Raw genomic sequence first — 18,664 nt, 5'->3', positions numbered from 1 at the left:
TGCTTAGTTGTTGCGCCCGGTGGGTCTTATCTTCGCTACGTCGCTACGGAAAGAAGTCTAATAAACACCCTGTCTGCTGAGTCAATCAATTTGTACTGTGGCGCTGCTCCCTAGGGTGGAGGGCACTGCCACGTTCATTAGCGAACCTAATAATAGGGGTACTAAAGGCTGCGCTGCGTAGGGGTAACTGACCGTCACTTTGATAGGATAGGTCGATCCCGCAGGTGAACACGGTGCGGCCGAGGCACTTGAGCAAGGCGGTGTGATGGCAGTCGTACAGGCGACATTGCCAGTACCGAGCCAGCTAACCGACTGCTTCGCGACGATACAGGCATTTGATCCCCGGGCAGCAGGTGTCGCGGCATAACGCAACGCAGCGCGCGCCCCCTCTTCCGCAGCAAGGGTAAGCGCCTGCTGCGCAACAAAAATCAGGGAATAAGTAATGATGCCGTACAGGAGAACAAAAAATATTGGAAACACCAGCGCAAATTCAATCGCAGCAACGCCACGCTGCTTTTTCGGAATAACGATACTTTTAACGCTCTTGCCGGTAAGCGTATTGCCGGTATAGTCACTCATCATTCCCTCTCCCAATATCAGCCCGGCAAACAGTTCGACTCTTAGTCAAACCGCATCATTTTGTTGGGCGCTCGTAAAATACATTATCTGTAATTTATATGTAAATTACTAAACACTTATTCGGGAAAAGATACTAATTGTTATGGCACCGACGGCGAGATAGGCAGCATAAGGTATTCCTGCACGGTTACCGCGCGCACTGATTAAGCGCTGATAAAACATCCAGCAATCTAATCGCGTCGCAGCACTTTGAAAAGCGAGTACCAGACCTGATTTTGACGCAGTAAACACCAACGCATGCATACCCGCCAACACCGATCCCATTAAAAAAACCGGCAGCAACGCTACTGGCCCGAGCAACAAACCCACTACTGCAAAAAACTTCACATCTCCTGCGCCCATCGCGCGCAGCGCGTATAGCGGTAGCAAAAATGCGAGACCGATTGCGAAGCCGGTAATGGCCCTTAGCGGACTTATGCCAGTGAATCCTTGGCCAGTCAGCGCAAAACACCCAATTTGCAGAATGATCGCTAATATCAATAACTTATTGGGTACACGGCGCACCAACATGTCGTATACGAAATGTACGCTGCACCATGTTACAAACAAGATCAATAATCCAAGATTAATTCTAGACATGTCGATCTTTAGCATTGGTGTGTTGAAGAATGCCACATCGGAAAGACACGAGTGCGGCCTCTTTTTAGGTTTTATTGCTAGTGTTTTACGGCCCTACTGCGGTAGACACTTTTCCCGCAATTTTCGAAAGTGCAAGTCCCAAATCGGTACCGAGTAAACCCGCGCCCGCGATAATGGCAACAGCAACCAACCCTGCAAGCAGACCATACTCAATTGCCGTAACACCATCTTCCTCGCGAAGAAACTTTAATAATTTAGTTTTCATTTGATTCCTTAAAAAATTAACTGCAGTAAAAGACCATTTATTTCTCATAAGCCGCGATTTTTTTAACGAAAAACTAATCAGACAGAAAGCGTTACAAGTTGTAGTGGGAATAACTATAGGTTACCCCAAAAAACAATTTCATCCACGACATTTTCACAAAAGTAACACTATTTTTTAAATGCAAAGCTTTAAGCCATTTCCATAGGGCAACATAAGAAAAAATATCTAACAAAAATTGCATAAATGTAATTATCTAACATACGAATATCATTTAGATTTTCATAGCAAAAAGAAAAATAAAATTAGTAACTAATTACTCTAATTGGTATGAATACATGGCATTTAGTCTAGGTGACCGAGAGTTGGCATCTAGTGGTTTATCTGCAACAGGCTGAGCAACCGATAAATCCAAAGTATAATATTTCCCCCCGGCAAAACGGGTCCCCATCGCGAGCGATCCTAGCGAGTGATGGGTCAACGGTCCGGCATTTGAATAAATTCGGGCATGATCTACCAGAATGTAAGGTTGCACCGTCTTCACATAATCGTTGTCCAACGCATAGGTACGATTAATTTCTGCAGATACACCCCAGCCTTTGTCACCCGCCAGCTCACCAACTGGATACGCCAGACCGAACAATTTACCGCCGAATCCGATTTGCTCTGATGTAGGCAAGATATTGCGGCTGTACTGAACTCCGGTAGAAAATGCTACGCCAAATCCACCCGGCAACTGGTTTGATTGCGAGGCCTGAAGCGTAACTCTGGTAAAGCCCAGGTCAACATTGCTGTTCTCGCGCGATGCGCCAAGAGCGTTTATTCCTTGGTAGAGACCGCCAGCGATTAACCGCGTCTGCTGCAACTTATCGGTATTGAGAGAAACGGTAGTCCAGGAGCCCTCTGCGCTTAACACCCGCACTTGCGATGATATTTGAACCGACATGGGTGTTGCAGGTACCGATCGGGTAAAAGTTTCTACATTTTCGGCCGCGTACATTCCGCCTGTAACGGTCAGGTTATGTGTGTTATCGAGAATGACCGGATAACTTACGGCAGCGCCGACACGTACAGTTCTGGTTTGATAGCGCGGTTGAAACTGCACGTTGGACAGGCTCTGACTTTCAGGCTCGGAGCGATAATCAGACCAGTTTACTTTGGCTAACATGCCATTGATGCCGATCGGTTGTACGTAGTTGATAGCATAAAATTTCTCATGTAAGGAACCACCTGGCTGTAATGTGCTGACCGTCACTTGCTCGCCAAAAGGTGTCAACCCATTGGCGCTGGCCGTCAACAATCCGCGAATACCCGGTTGACGAAAATCCGCGCCAACTCCCGCCGTCACTGGTTTGCGCTTGACCGTTAACACCATGTCGGTGCCACCATCAGTGGTAGTGGGCGGCGGCACATTAGCGACAATCTGCACGCCCGGCTGCAGACTCAGAATGCCGGACACCCGCTCGAAGGTCTCCTGACGCAAAGGGCGTCCTTCTTTAAGTTGTTCCGCAATTAGCTTCAGCCGCTCTTCACCGTAGCCCGGGTTGCCCTCAACCTTAACGCTCCTGACGTATCCCTCTACGACGGAAACGATGACAATATTATTTTCAAATGTCTGCGCGGGAATAAATGCAAACGACAACGGATAGCCACGCTCACGATACATCGCAGTTACTTTATTAGCAGCCGTCAACAGTTCTGCGACGGTGGTATCACGATTGGCTAAGGGTGCGAATTCCGCAGCGACCTGATCAAACGGTATGGTCTTGACGCCCGCGATCTGAAACCGTGATGGCACTAAATGGCTGTTCAGTAATTTTTCCAAGGCCGGGTCAACGGCTTGCGGCTGAATATTAATCGTCATCGGCGCGCTGGGCGCAATTTCTGGCTTAGGTAGCGAATCAAGCGGATTGCCCTGTACCGGACTACGATTATCTGCGCTGGCCGGTGTCATGTGCAACGCCGCCGAAAGGCTAACGCAACCCATCACTATCACGCCAATGTTCCTTATTGTCATGCTCTCATCTCTATGTTAATTTCTGGTTTTTTTTATTAGTGGACGGAGGCGAACTTCCGAAATCGTCGCCACTATGCAATGCCACATTTAATTAACCAGTATTACCGCTACCAACGCAAGGCGTGCAAGTTACAGGAAAAAACCTTTAGACAGCCAAGATTTTTCCGTATATGACTGTCATTACTTACCAGTTGCGGGTTTTGTAAAAGGGATCAACAATCCGGTGAGGAAGCCTGAAGATCCCGTCCCCGTCACACTCAATGAACCACCCACCGGACTTGTCATGCCGCGAATCACACCTGTTAATGGCGCCAAAGGACTCGCCCCTGCTGTAGGGGCAGCACCACTCAAAGTGGTAGTCAAGGTACTGAGCAAACCTGTCAATGGTGTCAACGGACTGGCACCCGCTGTGGCCGTAATGCCACTCAATGTAGTGGCAGGACCGCCCAGCAAGCCGGTTGCAGGCGACAATGAACCACTACTACCGATTGCGCCACCGAGGAGGCCGGATAGTGTGACAAGTGGCTGTAACAGTCCGCCAGACTGGTTACCCAGCAAAGGTTGCCCACTATTCGTCAGACTGTTCGCACCAAGCGCGATCGTCGTATTGCCAACAGTTGTGATCACACCGCCCATTTGGCTTGCAATCGGCGTGTTGGAAACAGTCAGTTGATTACCCGATGACACCACATTATTCCCCACCACCATCAGCAAGGTTTTCACAGGCTGGTTCAGCGCAGTTGTATTTCCAACTGTTTGGGTCAGCGTGTTGACCGTGCTGGTCAATGGCGTAATAGCAGCGTCTGCCGCCAGCGCGATCTGCTGGACCGGCCCGCTAGTCAACGCTGTAGTTAATGGCGCGGCCCCCTGACTGACAGTTGCACCCGTCGTGCTCACCAAGCTACCCACCGTTGCCGTGACCGGCGCCAATGGCGCAAGTTGACCCGTGCCCAATCCTGTCACTAGTTGCCCGGCGCTCTGGACAATACTCCCAACATTACCAACTGCGCCACCTGCACTGCCCACCGTTGCTCCCAATGGATCGGGTGCGGTACCAATTTGACCGAGGCCGGACGTAACGCCAGTGCCTAGAGTGGTCAGTACCGCGGCACCATTACTGAGCATGCCATTCAATCCACTATTTGAACCGATCAATGGCAGTTGGCTGGTTACCGTTGGTACGGCGCCGTTGATCGCCGTACTAACGCTGGCAATCACTGATCCTGTGTTCGAAATTAAATTAGACGAGGAGACGCCACCATTATTAGTGCCGGTGCCGGTGCCGGTGCCTGTTCCAGTGCCGGTTCCCTTATCTGGGCTGGTTCCTGTGCCAGTGCCGGCGCTGTCCGAACTAGCTGAACCACTATTTCCGGACCCGCTATCTCCCGCCGTTCCTAATGTGCCATTACCAGCACAACCTGATAACAATCCTGCGAATAATAGTGATACCGCGATCAAACCCGCTTTCCGTGACGTATTCATGACAAATCTTCCTATTTTGATCATCGCATCAAGATGCTTATGCAACCTTATAAGCAATTAATATGCCTGCAAGAAATATATCATTAAAACAATATTTTATGCATCATGAAGCACCGAATTTGACAAGAAGTTCTTTAAAATCAACCACTAAGACACGGCTCGAATTGAAAATTGCATTTATCAAATAATGTTAAATATAAATGCTACGTTACATGTCACGTAACATCTCCACACACAGCAAAGCCGTCGAAAGCTGCCGACATTATTCATACAAAATTTATTTACACTGAAATAACGCCAACTAAACGCGGCGATTAGCGAACTGTTTTAGGCACAATTTTGCGAACAATCCGTGCACATTAGGACGCGGAATTTTCTAGGAGAATAACCAGACAAACGGCGTTATTTTTGGTCTTGCACAGAAGAAAGAGCAAATAACGTGCCATTGATTTCGGAAGTATCACACGATCCCCTACCGGGGACATATGCATCAAACTGGGTATGGATGGGTGTCACTTTAGTAAATTCATGGCGCAAGCCTCAGCAGCACGCGGATACCCTTAAGGATGAACCACGCCCAAAGGATAGCCGCAAACTAAGTTAATCGCGCCCCTGCGTCGCTTGTTTGATCAACAATGCCGCTGCCGCAATCAATCCTGCCACCGCCAAAACGGAAAAAATACCGCCGAAACCAAACTGGCGACGCGTCAGTTCCGCAACCAGAAACGAACCGGCGATGCCGCCAAAACGGCCCAGCCCCAACATCCATGCGACACCGGTGGCGCGCCCTTGGGTCGGATAAAAGGCGGCCGCAAGCGCTGGCATGGACGATTGCGCCGTGTTCATCAAGGTACCTCCGATGAACACGACCAGCATCAGCAGGCCGACATTATCAGCGACTTGCCCGATGGCGTAAATGCAGACGGCGGTCAACGCATAGCATATGGCAATGACCAAATTGGCATTAAAACGATCCATCAGCCAGCCGCAGAGTACAGCGCCCACGCCGCCGAGAGGGAACAAGGCGGCGACTAGCGACGCAGTCTTGGGGGCCAGTCCGGCGTCCTTCAGCAACAGCGGCATCCAGTTAATTAACGCATAGAAAATAACTAGCCCCATGAAATAGGTCAGCCACAACATGACCGAGCCGGTTAAGTAAGCGCGAGAAAGCACCACCCCAACGCCGCTGGCTGCCTTGCCTGTCGCCATCTTTTCAGTCATCACGAAAGACCGCATGCTGGGCCGGACTGCCTGTGCGGAAATACGGTTTAGGACCGCACGGATGCGCTCCGCAGATTGGGCCCTGGCGACCATGTAGCGCACCGATTCAGGTAATAACAAAAGCATTAGCACAGCCAGCAACAAGGGCGCGATTCCACCGGCCAGCAACACGCTACGCCAACCCCACTGAGGAATCATCCACGCTGCCAGAAAGCCACCACAGGCAGCGCCCAGCGGAAAACCGCAGAACATGGCATTGGTAAGGGTGGAGCGGCGCTGGTCCGGGCAGTATTCGCTCATCAAAGTGACCGCACTGGGCATGGCAGCACCGAGACCCAGTCCAGTTATAAAGCGCAATGCTGTCAATTGCGCGAGATTGGGCGCAAACGATGACCACGTACACGCCACGCCGAACAATAATACCGCCAGGCTCAACACGCGCTTGCGCCCGATGCGGTCTGCCATCGGTCCAGCAATCAGAGCGCCCGCCGCCAGACCGAATAATGCCGCGCTTAATACCGGTGCCAGATCGGGTCGCGCAAGGCCCCACTCTTTCAGAAGCGACGGCGCGATGAAGCCAATCGCGGCAGTATCAAAGCCATCCAATAAAACGACCAAAAAACACAAGGCAAAGATCAGCCACTGAAACGTTGAAAAGGGGTGGTCGTTAAGAAAGTGCTGAACGTTGACGGTTTGCGTCGGCGCACTGTCGCCGGCGATATTTTTTGCCTGCTGCATGAAGCGTCTCCTTTAAATTCTTATTTTATGTGTTTGTTACGAATACTCATGATGCCACAACGTTGTACAAACACTATCGAAGAAACCAACTTTAAAAATGAGCGAGTTCAGCGGTTCGTGCCTGTACCTTCCGATGTTGGTCGCCATAACATTGCTGCGAGATTCAGCCCTCGCTGCCTTCACAATCTCAGGCAAACGGCAGTCCAACATAATTTTCAGCGAGGACGGTTGCCGCGGCTCGGGAACTGACGACATACTCCAATTCTGCGCGCTGAAGCGCTTGCTGAAAAGGTGTTGCATCCTCAAAGCGATGCAACAGGCTCGTCATCCACCAGGAAAAATGTTCTGCGCGCCACACCCGTTTCAATGCGGTTTCGGTATATTTTTCCAGCCCCCCTTGCTTTCCATCTTTATAAAATTCGTCCAGTGCAAGCGACAGCAAACGCACATCGGCGACCGCCAGATTCATACCTTTAGCACCCGTGGGCGGCACAATGTGCGCTGCGTCCCCCGCAAGAAACAGGCGACCCTGTTGCATCGGGGTGGAAACAAAGCTGCGCATACCAATTATATTTTTCTGAAAAATCTTCCCCTCCTTCAACTTCCAGCCATCACTGCTTTCCAGCCGCGTGTGGAGCTCCGACCAAATCCGGTCGTCTGACCAATTGTCGACGTCGTCTTTCGGGTCGCACTGAAAATAGTGCCGCTGCACCGTCGGGGAACGCGTACTAATCAATGCAAAACCACGCTCGTGCTGCGCGTAAATCAACTCTTCCGACGACGGCTCCGATTCAACCAGAATCCCAAACCAGCCGAACGGATAAATGCGCTGGTAGTCGCGCCGCAATGTATCCGGGATGCACGGGCGCGCGATGCCGTGAAAGCCGTCGCAGCCAATCACAAAGTCGGCAATTAACTGCTGCGGCTGGCCTTCATGCGTAAAGTGCACCGAGGGTTGCTCGCTATCGATTCCATGCACGCTGACATCGCTGACTTCAAATAGAATTTGTCCATCGGCAGCCAGGCGCGCAGCAACCAAATCCTTAATCACTTCATGTTGGGCATAAACAGTGATGGCGCGCCCGGTAAGTTCGCTCAGATCAATGCGGTGGCGCTTGCCGCCGAACGCCAGTTCAATGCCGTGATGGAGCGCGCCTTCACTGCGCATTCTTGCGCCCACCCCCGCCGCCTCCAAAATATCCATTGTGCCCTGTTCAAGCACGCCAGCGCGGATGGTCGACTCGATATCCTCGCGCGTGCGCGTCTCCAGCACAACCGAATCAATCCCTTTTAAATATAATAAATGTGACAGCAATAAGCCCGCGGGGCCGGCACCGATGATAGCGACCAGAGTGTTCATGTGTGATCTCCTTATTTGTAATAATTTTTTCTTATCTAGGACATGTTGACATTTAAATATATGAATTGGATTTTTTATTTGGTATTACGAATGTGATTTGATTGGGTGGTAAATGAAACGGTTTGTGCTTCGAGGACGCGGGTCGGGGGCGGCCCGACAGCCAGTGACTTTTATATGGACGCCGCCTTTTTGCCAGGATCATTTATGTACTTTCAAACAGATTAAGATGCAGTTTTATATTCAGCCTTGTCGCACACTAAATTCTGCTGGCCTTAATGGAATCCGCTGACCCACGCCTCATTTCTTTTCGAGCTCATGGTTCTAAATGACTTCAGGTTTGGTGAGTCCCGGACTGACCTGTTTGCCATTCGGCGAGCAGACCCCGCAATCCATTAATCTGCATCGTGCGGAATTTGAACAGCTGTTGCCGCATCCCGTGTAAAGCCAGCACCGCCTGCGGGGCTTCGGCCTTCACCGCCACCGCGCGCATCCCCGGTTGCTGCACCGCAGTCCAGATCGCCTGTGCATCGCTGGCATCACTCTTTTTGCCACAGACAAATGCCTTGCCTGCCTTGCCTGACAGCAGTCCGACCTGATGTCCCATCTCGATTAACCGGCGTGGAGCCGCCAGTTTGTGAGCCGCCTTCTCCGGCCAGGCTGAATCAGCATGGGTGGACGATCAAGCTGCGACGAAGACTTCATAAGTGATAATCTTCGTCCTCCTCAAGCAAGGATTTTATCTGCTTCTTGACGATTTTTCCGTAGCCCGATTTAGGCATGGTTTTCCAGAACACAAAACGCCGTGGCCACTTGTATTTGGCGATGCGGGCTTCAAGATGCGCCTGCAGTTGGGCGGCGCTCACTGTTGCATCACTCTTGGTGACGATTACCGCGATCCCGCTTTCGCCCCATTTCGGATCAGGCACGCCCAGTACCGCGACTTCGGACACCGCCGGATGGTTTAGCAGGGCTTCTTCGATCTCACGGGGATAGACGTTGGAGCCGCCTGAAATGTACATATCGGATGAGCGTCCGGTGATGTACAAATACCCCTCTTTATCCACATGGCCGAGGTCGCCGGTATGGAACCAGTCATGCTTGAAGGATTTCGCGTTGGCTTCCGGATTATTGTGATAGCCCGAAAAAACCGCAAGCCCGCGTACGCAAATCTCACCGGTTTCGAACGGCGCAAGCTTGCTGCCCTGGTCGTCCAGAATGCCGATTTGCATACCCGTCCGCGGATAACCACACGTACCGATCCGCGCGTTCAGGTCATCGTCGTTTTCATAATGCATCTCCGGTGGCAGAACGGTAATGTTGCCGGTCACCTCGCCCAGTCCGTAATATTGGACCAGTACTTTACCAAGCTTTTTCAGCGCATGCTGTTGGTCTGCACGGTACATCGGGGCACCGGCATAGATGACATGCTTCAATGAACTGTGATCGTAAAGGTCAACCGCCGGATCTTCGGTCAATATCTTGACGATGGTCGGTACCGTGAACATGTTGTCGATCTTATGTTCCTCAACCGTGCGCCAGATTTCATCTGGATCCAGACGGTCCGAGGCTGGTAGCACGGAGGCCGCACCGCGTGCGGTCACCACCAGTGCATGGATACCGGCGCCGTGCGACAGCGGTGCCACCACCAGACTGCGGGATTTGTGGGTCAGCCCGGGCATCAGGTCGGCCAGATGGTTAGTGATGACGAAGGCCATTTGTCCGTGTGTCAGCACACCAGCCTTGGGATGGCCGGTGGTACCAGAGGTATAGAAGAACCAGAGCGGATCGTCATACCCAACTTCGACTTCCTCAAACGGTGTATCGTCGTCAGCAGCGCGAGCTAGCGTCTCGTAATCTAATTCGCCTGCGCGTGGATCTTGCAATGCGATCACATGCGTAAGCGTTGGGGATGCTGCGCGCACTGCATCGACGTAATTGGCGAATCCATGGTCGTAGATCATCAATGTCGCGCCGCTCGACTGGCCCAGGTAGGCGGCCTCAGGCGGCGTGATGCGCACGTTCGTGGGTACCCAAACAAGGCCGAGTTTGAAGGCGACCCATGCGCTTTCGAAGATCGGCTGGTTATTGCGCGAATGCACCAGAATTCTGTCACCCTTTTTTACACCGATTGCTGTCAGCGCTTTTGCCACTGCGTTAACACGCGTATCGATCTGACGCCAGGTGGCTATATGATCGCCCATGATCAGGCCCGGCTCGTCCGGAAAACGCCGCGCCACATCGGACAGGAGACGTCCGAGGTTCATTACTTTCTTAAGCATTTCTAGCTTTCTAAATATCGTCAGCGTTTACACGCTTAAACGAGTCGCTTCAGGATGCTCACGTAGTTAGCCACCGCCGCTCCGCCCATATTGAAAACCCCGGCATGCTCAACGTTCGGAATCTGCATATCGCCAGCGTCGTTGCATACCTGCATCGCTGCCATGACGTGCATCGAGACGCCGGTCGCGCCGATCGGATGACCTTTGGACTTCAAGCCGCCGGACGGGTTAATCGGAAGTCGCCCGTCTTTGGCGGTTACGCCGTCCAGAATCATGCGCGCACCCTGCCCCGGTTCGGCCAGTCCCATTGCCTCGTACTCAAGTAGTTCGGCGATAGTGAAACAATCGTGCGTTTCAACCAACGACAGGTCATTCAGTGTCAGGCCCCCGTCCGTCAGCGCCTTTTGCCATGCGCGACGACCGCCTTCAAATACGGTCGGATCGCGTCGGCTAAGCGGCAGATAGTCGTTCATGTGCACCGCAGCACGAAATTGCACAGCGCGTGTCATCGTGCGGGCAACGTCCGCAGCGCTAATGATCATCGCGACCGCGCCATCAGAGATCAACGAGCAATCAGAGCGCTTGAGCGGACCTGCGACGAACGGATTGCGCTCGGACGGCGTACGGCAAAAATCGAAACCGAGATCCTTGCGCATGTGCGCATACGGATTAGAGACGCCGTTAAAATGATTTTTGGCAGAGATGGCAGCCAATGCGTCGGATTGATCACCGTAACGTTCGAAGTAAGCACTGGCAATTTTGCCGAACACACCGGCAAAACCACCCGGCGTGCCTGCTTCTTCTCTTGCATAGGAGCATTTGAGTAGTACATCGCCGACATCGCCGGTCGATAATTCACTCATTTTTTCGTAACCGATCACCAACGCGTGTGTCGATTGCCCCGACATCACGGCCTGGAGCGCCGAATATATTGCGGCGGAACCAGTAGCGCAGGCATTCTCGACGCGGGTCGCGGGCAAAAAACGCAGCTCCGGCAAAGCATGGAACACTAGTGATGATGGAAAATCCTGATATAAAAATCCCGCGTTAAAGTTGCCGATGTGAATAGAACTGATCGCATCGGGCGCAAGTCCGGCGTGCTCAATTGCAGCACGCGCGACATCGCCGATCATATTCTCAGGATCGATGCCGCTGAGCTTGCCAAATTGGGAGTGGTTCCAGCCGGTAATACAAGGCGTATTCATTTGATTTTCTCCATTAATTAGCGGTGGTTCTAGCAATAAAGGTGCCACACGCTGGCGTAGGAATAGGAAAAACCGCCACAACCTGCGACCAAAGCGTCTGTGTAGTGCGCAATGATCTTTCCGGAGGCCTGTACCTAAGTTAATATAACTGGTCGAAAGGATTCCCGCTAATAAAACCAGCTGCGACACTTTTCGACATTTATGTCAGCGATGCGACACCTGTATCACGTTCAGATGCGACACCTTGCCGATACCAAACAGGGTATAAGACCACTCTGCATAGCACGCGAACCGGGATGCTCTGCGGCAAATCGCAGGTTGGCCAGAGATGGCATGCAACTTGCGGCAAGTGAACGGGATGCGAGGGGTTGCGAACCTGCAAACCAAAACTATATTAACTAAAAAAGTATGGAGACAAATCAAATGCAAAAGTTAAATCGCCGCAATTTCCTCAAAACCGTCTCAGCCGCCTCGGCTGTTGCTGCGACCGGCCTGTATTCGGGACCCGCAAGCGCCGCTGCGGAATTCAAATTGAAATATGCAAACAATCTACCGTTGACGCATCCAATGAATATTCGCGCTCGCGAAATGGCTGAGAAAATCGCCGCGGAGTCCAAGGGCCGAATTGAACTCCAGATTTTTCCGAATAATCAATTAGGTGGCGATACCGACATGCTGGCGCAAGTCCGGTCCGGTTCTATCGATTTCTTTACCTTATCTTCGCTCACGCTGGGCACGCTGGTACCGGTCACACAAATTAGCGGCATGGGTTTTGCATTTAAGGATTACCCAACGATATGGGCCGCCATGGATGGGGATCTCGGCGTCTATATGCGCAAGCAGATCGAAACCAGCTCCCTGTTTGCATTTGAAAAAATCTGGGATAACGGCTATCGTCAAATCACTAACAACGTCCGTCCGATCTTCACACCTGACGACCTGAAGGGAATGAAGCTACGCGTACCACCGTCGCCCGTGTGGACGTCGATGTTCCGTGCATTGGGTGTCTCGCCTACCAGCATCAACTTCTCGGAAGTGTACTCCTCGTTACAAACTAAAATTGTCGAGGGACAAGAAAATCCGCTGGCCATCATCTACACCGCCAAGCTCTACGAAGTGCAGAAATACATTTCTATCACCAATCATATGTGGGACGGCTTCTGGTTTCTGGGCAACAAAAAATCATTTGAAAAGCTGCCTAAAGACCTGCAAGAGATCGTTCGTCGCAACGTCAACGAGGCTGGCATGAAACAGCGCGAGGACGTCAAGATTCTGAATGACTCATTAATCGGTGAAATCAAGGCCAAGGGTCTGCAGGTCAATCAAGCAGAGCAAGGTGCATTCCGCGCCAAGCTGCAAAATGCGGGGTTCTACGAGGAATGGCACAAAAAATTCGGTAATGAAGCGTGGTCGTTACTGGAGAAGTACACCGGGAAACTTGGTTAAAACATGGAGATTACCGCAAAGTATCTGGCCGAACCGACCAATCACCTAGGACGTCTGCTTGGCGCCATCAACCGCGTCGCGATGCGTGCCACGGCTGTAGTCGCAGCGCTGCTCGTAGTGGCGGAGGCGATCATCCTGTTCGCGGGTGTCACCTCGCGCTACGCGCTAGGGAATCCATTGACCTGGACCGACGAGCTGGCGTCGACGTTGTTTATCTGGTTGGCGATGCTCGGCGCGGTATTGGCGCTCGAACGCGGGGAGCACATGCGGCTGACCGCGGTCGTGAGTTATGTGCCGGAACGCTGGCGCGCGTGGCTGGAAGCGATTTCTGCGATGTTGGTGTTCGTGTTTGTCGCGGTGATCATTGCACCAGCGATTGAACATGCTCACGACCAGATGGCGATCACCACCCCGGCATTGGAAATCCCGGACGGCTTGCGCGCAGCCGCAGTGCCGGTCGGCATGATCCTGATGCTGCTTAGCGCAGTGGCCAAGATGGCCGTCCGTACTTCCCTTAAGCAATTCGCTTCTGCGTTGGCAACGGTGGGAGCGGTCGCACTGGTCCTGTGGTTAAGTCGTGGAGTGCTGGTGAGCATGGGCAACTACAACCTGATCGTGTTCTTCGTGCTGCTGGTTGGTGCGTGCGTCGCAGGCGGAATACCGATTGCCTTCGCGTTCGGGGTTTCCACGGTGGCATTTCTCGGACTGGTGTCGGACGCCCCGATGTCGATTGTGGTGAGTCGGCTGGACGAAGGCATGTCCCATCTGATCCTGTTGTCGGTCCCGCTGTTTGTGCTTCTTGGGGCGCTGATCGAAATGAGCGGACTGGCGCGCACGCTCATCGATTTCATGGCGTCTTTGCTTGGTCATGTGCGGGGCGGTCTGCAATATGTGCTTCTGGGTGCCATGTTCCTCGTTTCAGGTATTTCAGGATCGAAGGTAGCCGACATGGCCGCAGTTGCGCCTGCTCTTTTTCCGGAAATGAAAAAGCGGGGTTCCAAGCCCGAAGAACTGGTGGCGCTGCTGTCATCCACCGGGGCAATGACTGAGACCATACCGCCGAGTATCGTGCTGATCACCATCGGCGCGGTATGCGGCGTATCGATCACCGCTTTGTTCATAGGCGGCTTGATGCCAGCGGTGATTGCCACTATCGCCATCGGTATAGTCTGCTGGTTCCGTGCGCGACGAGAGGCGATTCCGGATGTCAAACGCGCATCATTGGCGATGGTCGGTAAAACATTGATTGTGGCCCTACCCGCACTGGCGTTGCCGATGTTGATTCGCGTAGCAGTGATCGAAGGCGTAGCCACCGCTACCGAAGTGGCGACCATAGGCGTGGGCTACACCGTCATCGTTGGCCTGATCATGCACGTGTTCATGCGCCATCTTAACTTCAAGCGGATCTATCCGATGCTAGTTGAGACCGCGACGTTATCAGGAGCCATTCTGCTGGTGATCGGCATGGCAACAGCAATGGCCTGGGCATTGACGCAATCGGGGTTCTCTGCATCGTTGGTGCAAATGATGCAGCGCATTCCGGGTGGGACGACCGGGTTCATGATTATTTCGATCATCACGTTTATCATCCTTGGTAGTGTGCTGGAAGGGATACCAGCGATTGTGCTGTTTGGGCCGTTGTTATTTCCGGTGGCGCGTTCGCTGGGGATTCATGACGTTCACTATGCGATGGTGGTGATCTTGGCGATGGGGATTGGTTTGTTTGCGCCACCGTTTGGCGTTGGGTTTTATGCTTCTTGCGCCATTGGCAAGGTATCGCCGGATGCAGTTTTTAGACGGGTTTGGGGGTATCTTGGGGTGTTGGTGTTGGCATTGCTTCTGGTGGCGTTTATTCCGTGGATATCTATCGGGTTTTTGCCTAAATAGAGAGAGAGTAGAGAGAGTTCTGCGGCGTTAAGGCGCTGCAGTAGTTTAGTGACGAGGCTGCCATGCTTGCGTTTTGCGAGGATGGTGGCCTTGTTTAATTTGGGGACGAATTTAAATTCGATCGTGGATAATTTAAACGGTTGGCCCTCCGTGGGTGTTGAAGCGGCCTTTAGTATCTACATGGTCCGCGCGGACTGTTTCCAGTTGTTTTAAATGCGTTTCCAGTAGACGGGCTTCTGCTATCACGTACGGCGCCAATTCCTCCTGGCGCGCTGGTTGTAAATGCGCCTCGACGGCTGCGATGCTAAATGCCCCTACTACTTCGCCTTGGGGTGAATATACTGCCGCCCCTAGCCCCCATGAGCCTGCTGCTACCAGCCCTTCGTTGACCGAGTAGCCACGCGCTCTTGTAACGTTTACCAGTTCACGCAACATTGCCGCCGACCACTTTGGATACTTGACTGCCAGCACCTCGGCGTTGGCATCCAGACAGCGTTCTATTTCCGCGTCCCTCAGCGCCGCTAATATGGCCAGACTGCCCGCGCCTACACCTAGCGGATGGCGGGTGCCAGGTTGCAGGACGTGGGTCTTTAGCGGGTAATCGCCGTCTTCACGTAAAACACACGCCGCGAACACATCACTGCGAATTGAGAAAAAAGCCGAATCACCGGATAGTTGCGCAAGGCGGGCAACCCCATCGGAGGCGGTCCTCCCGTAACCAAAACGTTCGTTGGCGACGCCGCCCAATGCGTAGCACTCGTGGCCAACGAAATATCGCAGCGAATCCTGATCCTGCTCGACCATACCTTCGGCAATCAGCGCCAGCAACAACCGATGCGCGGTCGGCTTATTGAGCTTGGTTTCGCGCACTAACTGGGCCAGAGTTATACCGATTACACGGGTCCGCGCCACGGCTCTGAGCACGTGCAACGCACGGGTGACGGCCTGCGCACCTTGAACGGGAACGATCATATTTACCTGCCTTATGGTCCATTATATGGAATGATATTTCAATATGAATCTCGGGTATGCGCTTGTATTGGCTTTATTCTTGGCGTAGCATCCACTTCAACGCAAAAAATGTATCTTTTAATGGTCCATATTATGGACTATTAAATAAAAAATCATTAAATAAGTTCGGCAATTGCGCAAACCCTGGAGGGCTGGAGCTCGCCGCCAGTCAAACGTTTAGGTGCCAAGCGCAAAATGTATTATTTTATGTCAGTCATCCACATGACTGGACTGAACACCCAAGCCGGGCTAACAGCCGCCAGTAAAGGTTCCGACACAAAGCTATTAAAAATAGCGAGGAGAAGATCATGTCGATAAAAGTCGCAGAAATCCAGAGACGTAACAATTTTGTCGATTATCCTAGCCTTCATGAATTAGGCGATGATGCAAAAATGTGCGATGCAATCGAAAAAGGCAAGCGCCTGATCGATCGCTCAATCCCGATTTTGATTCTTGGAGAGACCGGTACCGGCAAAGAATATTTGTCGCGCGCATTACATGCCTATAGTGCACGCCGGACCGCAACCTGCGTGACGGTAAACTGCGCATCAATTCCAGACAGTCTTGCCGAGAGCGAATTGTTTGGCTATTGCCGGGGCGCATTTTCGGGCGCGTTGCCGGGCGGCATGAAAGGCAAGGTCCAACAAGCTGACGGCGGCACATTATTTCTCGATGAAATCGGCGACATGCCGTTTGCTTTGCAAACCCGATTGCTGCGCGTATTGTCGGAACGCGAAGTCATACCGCTGGGTGCCGCGCAGCCGGTGCCCGTGGATCTGCACCTGATTTCGGCCACGCATCAAAATTTACATGAGCTGGTCGCAGCGGGACGGTTTCGAGAGGATCTCTATTACCGGATCGCTGGCGGTGTATTGCGGTTGCCAGCGCTACGAGAACGTACTGATCTGCGCCCTTTGATTATGCAGATGTTACGGGACGAATTGCCACCGCACCGCACGCCTGAGCAGTCAATCTCTGCGCAAGCGCTGGATTTACTTCTTCGTTACCGATGGCCGGGTAATCTGCGGCAAATGCACGCGGTGATTCGCTTCGCGTGCGCGGTGATGAATGGCCTGCAGATACAGGTAAATGATCTTCCCGAAGAATTAATTCCTGTCGTCACTAGCGATCAATCGGTGGGCCTAAGAGGATTGGCTCAAAGTACTTTTAGCCCAAGTGCGAAACAACCAGATAGCGTTAATGCGCAAACTGGCTCTCTTCGCTACGACGAGCGCGCGCGTGTACTTGACGCGCTGAACAACAGCCGCTGGAACATCTCGGCTGCATCGCGTCAATTAGGCATGTGCCGCGCGTCGTTGTATCGAAAATTACGACAACTTGAAATACCCCATGTGCGTGACCAGACGAAGTTCGTTCAAGGTCAGGCAGTTATATTCCCGCTCGGATGTATTGCTTCTAATCAGCCCGAATACGCTACTTGAATTCGGACGCCATCACAATTTTTTTGGAAAATAAATGAAAGTTTTTTACGACAAAGACGCTGACCTTTCGCTCATCAAAGGTAAAAATGTCACGATCATCGGTTACGGCTCCCAAGGCCATGCGCACGCGCAAAATCTGAACGACTCTGGCGTTAAGGTCACGGTCGGTCTGCGCAAGGGTGGCGCATCGTGGGACAAAGCAGTCAACGCTGGCCTGAAAGTGGCTGAAGTCAACGCCGCTGTTAAAGCTGCCGACATCATCATGATTTTGCTGCCCGATGAAAACATCGCCCAGGTCTACGCAGAAAATGTTGCACCATTTGCCAAGCAAGGCGCGACGCTGGCATTTGCCCACGGCTTCAATGTCCATTACGGTCAAGTCACGCCGCGTGCCGATCTGGATGTCATCATGATCGCCCCAAAAGCACCCGGCCACACTGTGCGCGCAACCTACACGCAAGGCGGCGGCGTGCCTCACCTGATCGCGATCTATCAAGACAAATCCGGCAATGCCCGTGACGTCGCATTGTCGTACGCGACTGCCAACGGTGGCGGCCGTGCCGGTATCATCGAAACCAACTTCCGCGAAGAAACTGAAACCGACCTGTTCGGCGAACAAGCGGTGTTGTGCGGTGGTGCCGTTGAACTGATCAAGGCCGGTTTTGAAACGTTGGTGGAAGCCGGTTATGCGCCGGAAATGGCGTATTTCGAATGTCTGCACGAGTTGAAACTGATCGTTGATCTGATCTATGAAGGCGGTATCGCCAACATGAACTACTCGATCTCGAACAACGCGGAATACGGCGAATATGTATCGGGCCCGCGGATCGTCAACGCAGAAACCAAAGATGCGATGCGCGCGATTCTGAAAGACATTCAGACTGGCGAATACGCAAAGAGCTTCATCCTGGAAAACAAGGCTGGCGCACCAACCCTGATCTCCCGTCGTCGTTTGAACGCAGAACACCAAATTGAAGTTGTGGGTGAAAAACTGCGTGGCATGATGCCATGGATCAAGCAGAACGCAATGGTCGACCAATCTAAGAACTAAGACCGTATTTAGTTATTGGAAAAGTCAGGCATCATTGCTGTAATC

14 protein-coding genes and 1 pseudogene are annotated in these 18,664 nt (G+C 52.4%); 4 read left to right on the top strand and 11 right to left on the bottom strand.

The genetic code is table 11. The annotated features are described in order from the left end of the window. Positions 1-81: 81 nt before the first annotated feature. The 10 genes and pseudogenes from HAV38_RS02275 to HAV38_RS02230 form a co-directional block, all read right to left on the bottom strand. Positions 82-579, bottom strand: a complete 498-nt coding sequence (locus HAV38_RS02275) for a TadE/TadG family type IV pilus assembly protein (protein ID WP_168053454.1) — start codon at positions 577-579, stop codon at positions 82-84. 108 nt (positions 580-687) lie between these two features. After that, entirely contained in the window at positions 688-1,218 is a 531-nt protein-coding gene (locus HAV38_RS02270; protein ID WP_168052057.1) for an A24 family peptidase, read from the bottom strand. Positions 1,219-1,303: 85 nt separating this feature from the next. Then, entirely contained in the window at positions 1,304-1,483 is a 180-nt protein-coding gene (locus HAV38_RS02265) for a Flp family type IVb pilin (RefSeq protein WP_168052055.1), read from the bottom strand. 313 nt (positions 1,484-1,796) lie between these two features. After that, complete coding sequence (locus HAV38_RS02260; protein ID WP_245182153.1) at positions 1,797-3,497, bottom strand: ShlB/FhaC/HecB family hemolysin secretion/activation protein; 1,701 nt, start codon at positions 3,495-3,497, stop codon at positions 1,797-1,799. A gap of 180 nt (positions 3,498-3,677) precedes the next feature. Continuing rightward, positions 3,678-4,979, bottom strand: coding sequence for a collagen-like triple helix repeat-containing protein (locus tag HAV38_RS02255; protein WP_168052053.1), 1,302 nt, complete (start codon positions 4,977-4,979; stop codon positions 3,678-3,680). A 600-nt stretch (positions 4,980-5,579) separates the two neighbouring features. Continuing rightward, positions 5,580-6,938 (bottom strand): MFS transporter, encoded by a 1,359-nt coding sequence (locus tag HAV38_RS02250; RefSeq protein WP_168052051.1) that lies wholly within the window; start codon positions 6,936-6,938, stop codon positions 5,580-5,582. Positions 6,939-7,125: 187 nt separating this feature from the next. Further along, positions 7,126-8,298, bottom strand: coding sequence for a 4-hydroxybenzoate 3-monooxygenase (locus tag HAV38_RS02245; RefSeq protein ID WP_168052049.1), 1,173 nt, complete (start codon positions 8,296-8,298; stop codon positions 7,126-7,128). A gap of 364 nt (positions 8,299-8,662) precedes the next feature. Continuing rightward, positions 8,663-8,917: pseudogene (locus HAV38_RS02240) on the bottom strand (IS110 family transposase); the annotation flags it as partial. A gap of 79 nt (positions 8,918-8,996) precedes the next feature. Beyond that, positions 8,997-10,577, bottom strand: a complete 1,581-nt coding sequence (locus tag HAV38_RS02235) for an acyl-CoA synthetase (RefSeq protein WP_168052047.1) — start codon at positions 10,575-10,577, stop codon at positions 8,997-8,999. A gap of 35 nt (positions 10,578-10,612) precedes the next feature. Further along, on the bottom strand, positions 10,613-11,782 hold the full coding sequence (locus tag HAV38_RS02230) for an acetyl-CoA acetyltransferase (RefSeq protein ID WP_168052045.1): 1,170 nt from the start codon (positions 11,780-11,782) through the stop codon (positions 10,613-10,615). A gap of 423 nt (positions 11,783-12,205) precedes the next feature. On the opposite strand from HAV38_RS02230, the gene HAV38_RS02225 reads away from it, so the two are divergent. Together HAV38_RS02225 and HAV38_RS02220 are read left to right on the top strand one after the other, a co-directional pair. Beyond that, positions 12,206-13,228: a TRAP transporter substrate-binding protein gene (locus HAV38_RS02225; protein WP_168052043.1), complete on the top strand. Its 1,023-nt coding sequence runs from the start codon at positions 12,206-12,208 to the stop codon at positions 13,226-13,228. A 3-nt stretch (positions 13,229-13,231) separates the two neighbouring features. Then, complete coding sequence (locus HAV38_RS02220; protein ID WP_168052041.1) at positions 13,232-15,115, top strand: TRAP transporter large permease; 1,884 nt, start codon at positions 13,232-13,234, stop codon at positions 15,113-15,115. Between the two features lie 132 nt (positions 15,116-15,247). Here the strand turns inward: HAV38_RS02220 and HAV38_RS02215 are convergent, their stop codons facing one another. Beyond that, positions 15,248-16,087 (bottom strand): IclR family transcriptional regulator, encoded by an 840-nt coding sequence (locus HAV38_RS02215; RefSeq protein ID WP_168052039.1) that lies wholly within the window; start codon positions 16,085-16,087, stop codon positions 15,248-15,250. Positions 16,088-16,518: 431 nt separating this feature from the next. On the opposite strand from HAV38_RS02215, the gene HAV38_RS02210 reads away from it, so the two are divergent. Together HAV38_RS02210 and ilvC are read left to right on the top strand one after the other, a co-directional pair. Beyond that, the gene (locus tag HAV38_RS02210) at positions 16,519-17,568 is read left to right on the top strand and encodes a sigma-54-dependent Fis family transcriptional regulator (RefSeq protein WP_375791651.1); all 1,050 of its coding nucleotides are present in this window, start codon (positions 16,519-16,521) and stop codon (positions 17,566-17,568) included. Positions 17,569-17,602: 34 nt separating this feature from the next. After that, positions 17,603-18,619: a ketol-acid reductoisomerase gene (gene ilvC / locus HAV38_RS02205; RefSeq protein WP_168052035.1), complete on the top strand. Its 1,017-nt coding sequence runs from the start codon at positions 17,603-17,605 to the stop codon at positions 18,617-18,619. The last annotated feature ends 45 nt before the right edge of the window (positions 18,620-18,664 follow it).

Source organism: Glaciimonas immobilis, from assembly GCF_011947285.1.
GTDB lineage: Bacteria > Pseudomonadota > Gammaproteobacteria > Burkholderiales > Burkholderiaceae_D > Glaciimonas > Glaciimonas immobilis.
Note: the sequence above shows the minus strand (reverse complement) of the source record. Positions and strands in the feature narration are given on the sequence as shown.